The following is an 11,010-nucleotide window of genomic DNA, read 5'->3' as shown; positions in this document are numbered from 1 at the left end:
ACCTCACAGAATTGGCCTGACGGCCAATGCGCCTTGGACCGGGCTTGCTATATGAGGGCCGCACGCTCCAAGGCGCTCGCCCCAAACTGGCCGACTTTTGCTCCGCCACAATGGCCGAATTTTACTCCGCCGTTGACAGCCGACTGGCATCGGAGACAGAGAACGTAACGCAGCGTTTGGCGCCTCTGGTTCAAAACGCCTTAAAAGAGATCAATGTGCACGCTTCGACGATGGAATCCGAAGGGGCGGAAGGTCGAGAAGATATTCTCGAGAGCCTGTCCGATCAGGAGGCCACACTGGGGACTGCGCGGGCGAACCTCTCTGAGATGAATTCCAACTACCAAGATCTGCTGGAACTGACGGGGCAGCAGCAGGCGGAAAACAAGGCGACCCAGTCTGAAATCGAAGGCTCTATCCGCTCTGCCATGTCTTGCGCTCAAAGTGGGGATGTTATCCGGCAGCAGGCAGAAACCATCGACGAGATGCTCCAAGAGATGAGCAACTTCATCAAAGACACCGATTTGAACGCGGATATTCGTGCAGGTGTGGACGAGCTGATCGGCAAGCTTTCGCAGAAATACGTGATGTATTCGCAGCGCCGTGTGCATATGGAAAGCGGCCATGTCGGGGATAGCCAGTGGAACGAGAGCGACGAAGACCTGACCTTCGAGCTATTCTGACGGATCGTCAAAGATAACGAATTTGAGCAGCTCTTGCATGCATCCTGCTCTGTTCTAAAATGCGCCTCTTTATGCATCCTGTGGCGTGACATGCCACTGCCGTGGTGTCGATACGATCAACGCGCCTTGATCTGGATCGCAAAACTGTGCTGAGCGCCGGAAGGCGGCGCGGGGCAGGGACCCGCCCGAGAGATCAGCGCCAAGGCTTCTTTGTCCAAAGCCGCCACCCCCGACGATTGCGCCAGCGTTACACCTGTGACCGCACCGGAGCTTGACACCTCAAAGGCAATGCGCGCGGCCCCTTTGGCACGCACTCTGGGCCGGCCCACGCGGCTGATGCAGCGCATCACCTGGCCCGGGTAGTTCGACACTGCCGCTGTCCCGTCGGCGGCGGCTTTGGTGCCAGCGCCTTGCGTGACAGCTTTGGCTTTTTCTGTTCCGGTTGTGGCTCCACGCTTGGATGTTTGCTGCGCATTTCCGAGCGGTTTTTGGGGTTTTGCCTTCGCCGGTGGAGCTTTGGGCCTGTTCGGCGGGCGCAATGATGCGAATTGTTTGGGCTGCTCTGAAGCGGCCTCGATCGTGTCCAAAGGGCTCTCGCTCTTGGTCGTTTCCGCTGGGGCAATCGGGGCTGTCACCGCAGGCAGAGGCGTCAAAGGCTCACCTGCGTCAACCGGCTTGCTTGCTTCAGGCAGGATAGGCGAGGGCGCCTCGACTGCGGAGCGGGATGTCTGAACTGCTTCTGGGGACTGCGCCGTCAGGGTGCCTTCGACCAGATCCGCAAAGCGGGTTCCGAGTTGCAGCTCGGCGTCGCCGCCTGCGCCTTCGGTCTGAACGATGGCCGCTGGCGTGACCCAAGTCAGTAGCGCAACGCCGTGAAGTCCGACAGCCAGTGTCAGAGCGGCGCCTTTGGCAATACGGGATGTCGCGATCATTCCATCCCCCGTTCTGTTACCAAGATCACCCGCTCCGCACCTGCGGCGCGCAGCTGGTTGGCGATCTGGACCAGTTGCATCGCAGAAAGGTCACGGTCCGGTACAATGCGAATAGCGCTCCGCTCGCCCTCGTGACTGTCAGCATAGGCATCGATGTCGGGCAGAGAGACGCCGCGATAGGACATCCCACCTGTTGCATCAATCAGCAGAGCATCTTCGGGCGGTTGCGCAGATAAATCTTGCGCCCGCACCAGTGAAAGCGCGGTGTCCAGCGGCTGTGCCAATGTGCCCGCAACCAGAAAGAAGATCAGCATCAGAAACACGATATTGATCAGGGTGATGGTCGGTTCAGATTTCTGTCTTTTTGGCCGCGCCCGCATCATGTCCCCTCCAGCACTGTGACACTTAGATTGGGGACGCTTTTCAAGGTCACCAAAACGTCGACCAATCGCTGCGAGGATACATCGGGCCGCAGGGATACGAGCACCGGCTTGCCCTCGTTGAGCGCGCCCGGCAGTGCATCCAACCCGATCTCGCGCCCGTTCAGCCCAAGGCTTTGCGTTGATACCTGAAGAAAAAGCGGGGCATTGCCGGACGCTCCGGCACCACCACCAGAGGCAGAGGTCAGGTCAATCTCGCCAAAACGGGTAAAGGTCGAGCTCAGCATGAAGAACAGCAGCAACAAGAAGATCACGTCGATCAAAGACGTCATCGACAGCCGCTTGCGGCGCGCCTGCCTACGCATGGGTCGGGACAGTTTGTGCGCGGGCAGGAGAGAGGGTCGTTCGCAATGCGCGCTCTGCCAGAACCCGTTCGGCGTCCATCCGCGCTTCGAACCAGCTGAGGATAGAGGCCACCGGCATTGCCACCGCCAATCCGACCGCTGTGGTCAAAAGTGCAACCCAGATACCGCCGGCCAGAACGCTGGGGTCCACTTGGGTTCCTGCGTCTTGCAAGGCTTGGAACGCAGAAATCATCCCCAGAACGGTCCCAAAGAGCCCGAGCAAAGGCGCAAGTTGCGCGATGGTGTCGAGCAGTCGAAAGCCACGCTCGAGGCCCGCAAATCGGGTCTCAGCCTCGGCGGCGAGCCTGTCGTAGTCGGCATTTCCATCGAATGCGGCGGCAACCACAGGGCACAGATAACTGCGCGATTTGGCGATATCAGACCGAGCGCGGTCCATGTCGCCTTGGTCCCATGCGGTCACGGCAGATCGCAGGGCTTTGTGGCGCCCGACGCCTGCAGCTGAAAACTGCCAGAGTTTATAAGCGATCACGGTCAGGGCAATGACCGACAGGCCAAGGAGAACCAGGACCACAGGCCCGCCCAAATCGTGGATGCGGACGATGCTGTCTGTCAGGGCGTCGATCATCCTGTGACCTCCACCTCGGTTCGGCTAGAGACCTTCAATTGGTCCGCACATACGCCAGAGGCCGCACCCGCAACTGTGCAGGTCTGAGCGCCGTTGATCAAAACCTGCCCTAGGTCATCGCAGGCAAGGTTGCCCAAACCGAACTGCCGCACCCGAGGGCGACCTGATGGTAGCGTCCCAAAGTCAAGCAACGTCAGTCGGTCTACGCCTCCGTCAGTGTCAAAGAGCACGACTTCGTAGATCGCACTCTCGATGTCTTGGCCGCTGGTGTTCGTCGCGATGAAACTGGCCATGCATGCCGTGTCCGTAGGGGTCAGGGCATTGAGCTCCAGAGAAACCTTGGCCCCGTCGTCCTGAGCAACGAGGAAAGATGGCAGAAAACAAGCGGCGGTGAGGGTCAGCACGCGGGACAGCATTTTGTCTCCTGATGACAGAAAAAGGGAGCCGGACCATATATCCGACAAAAATACTATGGAATCAGGTAGCAGTCAGCGAACCGAAAGGCAAGCCGCGGATCTACGCGGCGACTGCGCATTTGCGTGACTGCGATGGCGGTGCCGCACGTCGGGGCAAAGGTAACGAGCTGTGATCTGTAAGGTCGCTAAACGGATTAAGTGATACCTTTTGGGTATGAACGTATATCTGCCCGAGCATTGTTTCAGCGCGGCGCGCGGCGCACATTCGCCAAACGACGACAGAGGGAGGAGCTACTGTGCGCAATATTACGATCGAGAACATCACCGACGCCGTCATCAATTCGATGGACGCAGGGATTCCCGCACGCAACATGGAAATCATGAAGGCCGCACTGAAGCACGTGCACGCCTTCATGAAAGAGGTCGATCTGACCTATGAAGAATGGCTCGAAGCTATGGAATGGATGCGCCGTGCAGGCGAAATTTCGAGCGATGCCCGCAACGAATTTATCCTGATCTCCGATATCATCGGGGTCGAGGTTCTGGCAGACATGCTGGACAAGAAGCCGACCCACAACGAGACCATTTCCACCGTGCTCGGCCCGTTCTACCGCGAAAACCCACCGGTTCTGGAAAAGGGCGCCTCGATTATCCAGAAGGACTTCGAAGGTCAGGAAACCGTCCGCGTGTCAGGCACCATCCGCGATACCGATGGCAACCCTGTACCGGGCGTGACCATGGATGTGTGGGAAGATGCGCCGAACGGCCTTTATGAGCAGCAGGACCCGGATCAGCCCGATTTCAACCTGCGTGGCCGCTTTGTCACCGACGAGAAGGGCGAATACGAATTTGTCGCGATCCGTCCTGTGCCCTATCCGATCCCCTATGATGGCGCGGCGGGCGAGTTGCTGAAGTACATGGGCCACCACCCATGGCGTCCCGGCCACATCCACTTCATGATCATGAAGGACGGCTATAAAACCCTGATCTCGCAGATCTACGACAGCACCACTGAATACCTCGACAACGACAGTGTCTTTGCCGTCAAAGAGGAGCTGATCGGCGACATGACCAAAGCCCCCGAAGGCGCGGACACCGACATGGTTATGACCTTTGACTTCGTGATCCGTAACAATGCGTTGATCGAAAGCGTCGCCGCCGAGTAATCGGCGCTGGCTGGATGGGAGCTTCCCTCCAACCTCCCAAGGAGCGGCGCGTTTGCCCGTGCCGTTCCCCATACTGACCATCCGGAAAATATCATGAACACGCCCCTCGCAGCCAAAGCGCTCTCTGGTCAGCCTTGCGATCATCTGGCAGAGGCGACGCGCGTCCGCGCCGTGACCTCTTGGATCATTGAGGCGCCAACTCGCCGCAAGCACAAACTCTCGAACACCTCGATCAGCTATCAGGGCTACGTCTTTGTCCGTGTGACGCTGGAGAACGGGGTAGCGGGGTTCGGCGAGGCATCGACATTGGGCGGTCCCCGCTGGGCCGAGGAAAGCGTCGAAGCGATCAAAGCCAACATCGACACCTACTTGGCCCCCGCGCTGATCGGGAAACCAGCGTGCCTGCTAGAGGCAGCAGCGGCCGAGATGGCCAAGGCGGCCAAGCGCAACTACGCGGCAAAGTCCGCGCTGGACATGGCGCTGCTGGATGCCACGGGCAAAACGCTCGGGGTTTCGGCTCATGTGCTGCTCGGCGGCGCGCGGTGGCGGTCGTTCTCGGCGATATGGGCGCTGGCCTCGGGCGATGCGGGCCAAGAGGTCGACGAAGCCCAAGGCATGATCGAAAAGGGCTGGTTCAACCGCTTCAAGATCAAGTTGGGTTTTGCCGATCCTGCCACCGACCTGGACCGTTTGGCCGCGCTGCAAAAGGCGCTGCCCACGGGCACAGACATCATCGCGGATGTGAACCAAGGCTGGTCCGAGGCCGATTTCATCCGCTTCATTCCGCGACTGGCCGATCTGGGTGTCAGCCTGATCGAACAACCTCTGCCGGGTGGACAAATGGCGGCGATGGCGCGGATTTCTGCGCGGTCCCCCGTTCCGATCATGATGGACGAAGGTGTCTTTACCACCGAAGAGGCGCTGGATGGCTGCAATCGCGGTGCGGGTTCTGTGCTGTCCCTGAAGCTGTGCAAACACGGCGGGGTTCATCAGCTCAAACAGGTGGCAGCCGTGGCGCAGGCCGCTGGCGTACAGCTTTACGGGGGGTGTCTGCTGGAAAGTTCGGTCGGGGCGGCAGCCCACCTGCATGCCTTTGCCACGCTGCCCGATCTGCACTGGGGGACTGAACATTTCGGCCCCAAAATCCTGATCGAGGACCTGTGCCGCGACGGCCTGAAATACGAGAATTTCGAGGTGCATTTGCCCGATGGGCCGGGGCTTGGCGTGACGCCGGACCTTGACCTGATCGAGAAATACGCCCGCAAAGACTGAGGAAATCCCAATGACGAGTGACCTACGTGATCGCTTCCAAGAGATGGGGCGCGAGCTCGCCGAGAAGCCTCATTTGCAGCGGCTTGGTGCGCTGTTTTCAGAAACGGTTCTGATCGAGATAGATGGCAACGAGTACTATCTCGCATTCCATCGCGGCGCACTGGAGCGCGTGACCGAAGGCCCCAGCCGTCAGACCCCTTGGCGGTTTGCATTGCGCACCGATGGCGAGGCGCTGGCGAAATTCTGGGAACCGATGCCCGAACCTACCTTTCACGACATCTTCGGTTTTGTGAAAACCGGTCGTGGTCGGATCGAAGGGGACATTCTGTTGCTGGTGAAAAACCTGCGGTTCTTCAAAGAATTTATGGCGCTGGGTCGCCAAGAGGAGGCCACAGCATGAGCGCGCCGAACTACGAGCCGATCATTGGCCGCTACGTGACGATCGAGGTCGCAGGCCGGAGCTACCGCGTTTATGTGGAAGAGGCCGGTCAGGGCCAGCCCGTCATTTGCTTCCACACCGCAGGTGCCGACAGCCGCCAGTGGCGTCACATCATGAACGATGCAGAGCTGACCGCGAACTACCGCTTCATCGCGCCGGACATGCCGTGGCATGGGAAATCCTTGCCGCCCGAAGGCTTTGAAGAAGAAGAGTACCTGCTGACCACCGAAGTCTATGTTGAAACGGTCCTGAAGCTGGTCGAGGCGCTAGGCCTTGAAAACCCGATCTACGCAGGCTGCTCTATGGGCGGGCGCATCGCGCTGCAACTGGCGCTGAACAATCCCGAGCCCTTCAAAGGCTTCATCGCGATCGAGGCATCTGACTTCCAGCCCGCGTGGTATGACATCGACTGGTTCCACCGCCCCGATGCCCATGGCGGCGAAATGGGGGCCGCTCTGGTGTCCGCCAACATCGCGCCCCAAGGGCCGAAGTCGGAGCGCTGGAACACCCAGTGGATGTTCATGCAGTCCGGTCCGGGTGTCTTCCGCGGCGATCTGAACTTCTACACCAAGGACGACAGTCTGGTGGGCAAACTCGGCGGCATCGACACCTCGGACAAGCCCGTGCACATCATGGTCGGCACCTACGACATGACCTGCACCCCCGAAGACGCCAAGCGCACGGCGGACCAGATCCCCGGCGCAACCCTTGCGGTCATGGAGGGGATCGGGCATTTTCCGATGAGTGAAAACCCCGCCACCTTCCGTCCGCATTTCATCGAGGCGCTTGCCAAGATGGGGTAGGGTGGCCACCGAGGGCCGCTCTTGGAATTCAAACGTCTGAAATACTTTATCGCCGTGGCCGAGGAGTTGAACTTCGGCCGCGCCGCTGTGCGTCTTGGGATGGCGCAGCCGCCCTTGTCGCGGCAGATCGCGGCACTTGAGGATCAGCTCGGCGTCAAACTCTTTGACCGCAGCCGCAACCAGATCCGCCTGACCGACGCGGGCGCTGCCTTCTTGCAGCGCGCACGGGATATTTTGCGCGATCTGGACAGCGCGTATCGAGAGGCAAGGTCGATCGGCCAAGGCGGTGCGGGCCAGCTGCGGATTGCCTTTGTCGGGTCGGCCACCCATGGGCCGCTGCCGGGCCTCATTCAGGCCTACCGGTCGAAATACAAGAACGTCGATCTGTCGCTGTCCTCGATGAACAACGCCGATCTGGAACGCGCGCTGATCCGCCGCGATATCGACATCGCCGTCGCGCGCCCGCATCTAAGCGGAGCAGAGGAACTGCGGTCGGCAGAGTTGTTTCGCGAGCCCTTGATCCTAGCGATCCCTGATGGGTCCCCCTTTGCGGATACGGCCCGCTCTATTGATCTGCGTGATCTGTCAGAGGAACCTTTTGTTCTCTATCCGCGCCGTCCTAGGCCATCGTTTGCAGACTTCATCCTGCGGGTCTGCGCGGAAAACGGGGTCACCCCCAAAGAGCAGCTTTTTGCGCAGGACTACCAGACGGCGATATCTCTGGTTTCGGTCGGGGTGGGGGTCGCGATGGTGCCAGAGAGCGTATCGCACTCGCCGCGCTCTGGTGTGGTTTACAGGTCGTATGGGGGGCACAATCCTGGCACCAGCCTGACGGCGCATGCGCGGCTGGATAATCGCAAGCCGCAGGTTATGAACTTCTTTTCTCTGCTTCAGAGTTTTACGCGGCGCGGGACGGAGTAGGCCAACGCGCCGATGCGTCAGGCGAGATGTGGCAGCGGGCACGCGATCCCGATTTCGGTTTTCTCTATCTGGGCGGTGCGCGGTAGAAAGCGATGATGGCGCAGAAAATGCTGCGCGATCTGGCGCGCGTCGTTCCGAAAATCATGGTGCAGCACGAAGCTCAGCTTGCGCTCTGACAACAGGCTCTGGTTGGTGCGGTCTAGATCGTGGGCGGCAAAGACATCAATCTTGCGGCGCGCCTCTTCGAAGGCGGACAGGATCGCCCGATTGCCCCCACCGATCGAATAGACGCAATCTATGTCATCATGCCGGACTAGGGCATCGAGAATGACCGCCCGCGTCGTGCGGTTGACGCCAAGCGCTTCGGACACTGTGACCACGCGGGCGCTGGGCTGAAGCGTGTTCAGACAGGACATGAATCCGATCCGGCGTTCCTCCTCCCCGAGAAACATCTGACTAGAGAGCGATACGAGGATGCGCCCGCCCTCCGGTCTGCGCATTTTATGCAGAAGGTAGGCGGCGGTCGCGCCTGCCTGCTTGTTTTCCATCCCGACATAGGCAAGGCGCAAATCAGGGGCCACGTCGGTCACATAGGTGATAACGGGAATGCCACGGCCCAGAAGATCGCTCAGGCAGGCTTCGATTTTGGGTGTTGAGGGGACCTTCAGGACAATGCCTTGACTGCCACGGCGGGCAATACTGCGGAGCGTTCTGACGATATCGGCGTCGTCCATCGTCTCTGCCAGATGGAAGCGGCTGCGAAAGGCAGCGGGCCGTGCCAGCGGCAACTCGGCCTCTAGTGCATTTCGCACGGCTGATGAAAATCGGTTGGGTGCTTGCATGACCACATCAATGGTCAGCTTTGTGCTCTCCAACCGAGATACGGCATGTTGTCTGTCCAGTTCTGCAATGGCGGCGTTCACCCGGTCGCGGGTGACCTGACGCACATTGGCCCGTCCGTGCAATGCGCGATCCACCGTGGCCAGACTGAGGCCCGCATGGAAGGCGATTTCCTTGATGGTGAACTTTCTGGTCATGTTCCAATCATGAGGTGTTTTTGAGGTGAAAAGCAACTTCCGAAACACGCCGCGCTCGCGCACCTTTGGGGCAGGGAGGAAAACCATGAACCTGAGAAATGACCCCAAAGCGGTCTGGATCAGCGCGACCAGCGGTGCATTCGAGACCTTTAAATCCATTGTTCAGCAGACCACCGATCCCGCAACGGTGCCCCTGGCGGTGGATGTGATCCGGAACATTCCGATCTACGACGGTCCCAGCGTTGATCGCGCTGCTGCCGACCCAGACGCGCGACAAACTCTGAAGGCGGAATGGGCCCAAGTTTTCGCGGACGGCGCGGGCGTGATCGTGATCAAAGGTGCTCTGCGCGACGGGGCCGTTATAGACCGCGCGTCAGAGGTGTTTGACCAGATCATCCGCCACGAGAAAGACACGAACACCGGCAAAGGCGATCACTTTGCCAAGCCCGGTGCGAATGACCGCATCTGGAACTCTCTGGAAAAGCATTGCCTCGCGGACCCGCAAAATTTCGCGGCCTATTACAGTTGCCAGAGCTTTGCCCTCGCGTCCGAAGCGTGGCTGGGACCGGCCTATCAAATGACGGCTCAGGTGAACCGGGTGAACCCGGGCGGTACCGCACAGAAACCCCACCGCGACTACCACTTGGGCTTTATGTCAGCAGAGCGGATGGCCGAGTATCCGGCGCATATCCATGGCATCTCGCCTGTGCTGACCTTGCAAGGCGCGCTTGCCCATTGTGACATGCCGGTTGAGACGGGGCCGACGCTGGTGCTCCCGTTCTCGCAGCAGTTCTTCGAAGGATATATCGCGTTCAATCGCGCAGAATATCAGGACTATTTCTCTGAGAATTACGTGCAGTTGCCGCTGGAAAAGGGCGATGCGGTTTTCTTTAATCCAGCCGTGATGCATGGGGCGGGGACCAACCACACCGAGGATCAGTTTCGTCTCGTGAACCTGTTTCAGGTGTCCTCTGCCTTTGGCCGCGCGATGGAGAGTGTGAACCGAACGGCGATGTGCCGCGCTTTGTTTCCGGTCCTGAGATCGGCACCCACTGGTGTGGAGATGGCAAACGTCATTGCCGCCAGTGCCGAAGGCTATCCCTTTCCAACCAATCTGGACCGCAACCCACCAATCGGCGGGATCGCCCCCAAGACGCAGGCCGCCTACATGGCGCAGGCGATCGCAGAGGGCTGGACGGAGCAGGCCTTTGGAGAGATGCTGGATGACTTGCAGACCAAGAACGAGACCTGAGGGCATTGAATGAACCGAATAGATGGGAAAATCGCGATTGTGACAGGCGGCTCCCAAGGGTTGGGGGCCGCGATCACACGTCAGTTTGCGCTGGCTGGCGCAGCGGGCGTTCTGATCGTCGGCCGCGATCAGGCCAAGGGCAACGCGACGGCTGCGGCCATCACAGAAGAGACCGGAATGCAGACGTATATGATCGCAGCGGACCTGTCGAAGTTGAGTGATGTGCAGCAGATCGTGCCGCGGTGTACAGAGCTTTTTGGCCGCGTGGATATTCTGGTTAACGCGGCCGGTCTGACGGACCGCGGGACGCTGATCGACACCTCGCCAGAGCTGTTCGACACGCTGATGGCAACCAATGTCCGCGCACCGTTCTTTCTGATGCAAGACGCGACCAGGGTGATGATCGACCACGGCATTGATGGCCGGATCGTGAACATCGGCTCCACGTCAGAGCGGGCAGGGCAGCCCATGCTTTGCGCCTACTCGACGACCAAGGGCGCGCTGGCGACTCTGACCCGCAACGCAGGCTTTGCCCTGATGCGCAACCGCATCCGCGTGAATCAGCTGGATATTGGCTGGATGGCTGTCAACGGCGGAGTAAAATTCGGCCATTGTGGCGGAGCAAAAGTCGGCCAGTTTGGGGCGAGCGCCTTGGAGCGTGCGGCCCTCATATAGCAAGCCCGGTCCAAGGCGCATTGGCCGTCAGGCCAATTCTGTGAGGT

14 protein-coding genes are annotated in these 11,010 nt (G+C 59.8%); 8 read left to right on the top strand and 6 right to left on the bottom strand.

The annotated features are described in order from the left end of the window. The first annotated feature begins 26 nt into the window (after window positions 1-26). Window positions 27-680, top strand: a complete 654-nt coding sequence (locus tag AB9K37_RS01000; RefSeq protein ID WP_369835160.1) for a hypothetical protein — start codon at window positions 27-29, stop codon at window positions 678-680. 116 nt (window positions 681-796) lie between these two features. Here the strand turns inward: AB9K37_RS01000 and AB9K37_RS00995 are convergent, their stop codons facing one another. The 5 genes from AB9K37_RS00995 to AB9K37_RS00975 are packed head-to-tail and all read right to left on the bottom strand — an operon-like array spanning window position 797 to window position 3,398. Further along, window positions 797-1,612 (bottom strand): TonB family protein, encoded by an 816-nt coding sequence (locus tag AB9K37_RS00995; RefSeq protein ID WP_369835159.1) that lies wholly within the window; start codon window positions 1,610-1,612, stop codon window positions 797-799. After that, window positions 1,609-1,995 (bottom strand): ExbD/TolR family protein, encoded by a 387-nt coding sequence (locus tag AB9K37_RS00990; protein ID WP_369835158.1) that lies wholly within the window; start codon window positions 1,993-1,995, stop codon window positions 1,609-1,611. Before AB9K37_RS00990 ends, AB9K37_RS00995 begins: the two co-directional genes overlap by 4 nt. Further along, window positions 1,992-2,357 carry a biopolymer transporter ExbD gene (locus AB9K37_RS00985; RefSeq protein WP_369835157.1) on the bottom strand — a complete coding sequence of 122 codons (366 nt, stop codon included), beginning with the start codon at window positions 2,355-2,357 and terminating at the stop codon, window positions 1,992-1,994. Before AB9K37_RS00985 ends, AB9K37_RS00990 begins: the two co-directional genes overlap by 4 nt. Continuing rightward, entirely contained in the window at window positions 2,350-2,982 is a 633-nt protein-coding gene (locus AB9K37_RS00980; RefSeq protein ID WP_369835156.1) for a MotA/TolQ/ExbB proton channel family protein, read from the bottom strand. The genes AB9K37_RS00985 and AB9K37_RS00980 overlap by 8 nt, the downstream gene beginning before the upstream one ends. Next, on the bottom strand, window positions 2,979-3,398 hold the full coding sequence (locus AB9K37_RS00975; RefSeq protein ID WP_369835155.1) for a hypothetical protein: 420 nt from the start codon (window positions 3,396-3,398) through the stop codon (window positions 2,979-2,981). Before AB9K37_RS00975 ends, AB9K37_RS00980 begins: the two co-directional genes overlap by 4 nt. Before the next feature lie 296 nt (window positions 3,399-3,694). On the opposite strand from AB9K37_RS00975, the gene AB9K37_RS00970 reads away from it, so the two are divergent. The 5 genes from AB9K37_RS00970 to AB9K37_RS00950 all read left to right on the top strand — a co-directional run bounded on the left by AB9K37_RS00970 (window position 3,695) and on the right by AB9K37_RS00950 (window position 7,999). Then, window positions 3,695-4,564: a dioxygenase gene (locus AB9K37_RS00970; RefSeq protein WP_369835154.1), complete on the top strand. Its 870-nt coding sequence runs from the start codon at window positions 3,695-3,697 to the stop codon at window positions 4,562-4,564. Between the two features lie 93 nt (window positions 4,565-4,657). Beyond that, window positions 4,658-5,836 carry a muconate/chloromuconate family cycloisomerase gene (locus AB9K37_RS00965; protein ID WP_369835153.1) on the top strand — a complete coding sequence of 393 codons (1,179 nt, stop codon included), beginning with the start codon at window positions 4,658-4,660 and terminating at the stop codon, window positions 5,834-5,836. Between the two features lie 10 nt (window positions 5,837-5,846). Next, a complete protein-coding gene (locus AB9K37_RS00960; protein WP_369835152.1) occupies window positions 5,847-6,236 on the top strand; it encodes a hypothetical protein in 390 nt (129 codons plus the stop codon). Next, the gene (locus AB9K37_RS00955) at window positions 6,233-7,078 is read left to right on the top strand and encodes an alpha/beta fold hydrolase (RefSeq protein WP_369835151.1); all 846 of its coding nucleotides are present in this window, start codon (window positions 6,233-6,235) and stop codon (window positions 7,076-7,078) included. The genes AB9K37_RS00960 and AB9K37_RS00955 overlap by 4 nt, the downstream gene beginning before the upstream one ends. A gap of 21 nt (window positions 7,079-7,099) precedes the next feature. Next, the gene (locus tag AB9K37_RS00950) at window positions 7,100-7,999 is read left to right on the top strand and encodes a LysR family transcriptional regulator (RefSeq protein ID WP_369835150.1); all 900 of its coding nucleotides are present in this window, start codon (window positions 7,100-7,102) and stop codon (window positions 7,997-7,999) included. 17 nt (window positions 8,000-8,016) lie between these two features. Here the strand turns inward: AB9K37_RS00950 and AB9K37_RS00945 are convergent, their stop codons facing one another. After that, a complete protein-coding gene (locus tag AB9K37_RS00945) occupies window positions 8,017-9,036 on the bottom strand; it encodes a LacI family DNA-binding transcriptional regulator (RefSeq protein ID WP_369835149.1) in 1,020 nt (339 codons plus the stop codon). 85 nt (window positions 9,037-9,121) lie between these two features. Between AB9K37_RS00945 and AB9K37_RS00940 the strand changes: the two genes are divergently transcribed. Further along, on the top strand, window positions 9,122-10,288 hold the full coding sequence (locus AB9K37_RS00940; protein ID WP_369835148.1) for a phytanoyl-CoA dioxygenase family protein: 1,167 nt from the start codon (window positions 9,122-9,124) through the stop codon (window positions 10,286-10,288). 9 nt (window positions 10,289-10,297) lie between these two features. Beyond that, window positions 10,298-10,963, top strand: coding sequence for an oxidoreductase (locus AB9K37_RS00935; protein WP_369835147.1), 666 nt, complete (start codon window positions 10,298-10,300; stop codon window positions 10,961-10,963). The last annotated feature ends 47 nt before the right edge of the window (window positions 10,964-11,010 follow it).

This window comes from Donghicola sp. XS_ASV15, assembly GCF_041224595.1.
In the GTDB taxonomy this organism is placed as follows: domain Bacteria; phylum Pseudomonadota; class Alphaproteobacteria; order Rhodobacterales; family Rhodobacteraceae; genus Donghicola.
This window is presented reverse-complemented; position numbering and strand designations above follow the sequence as displayed.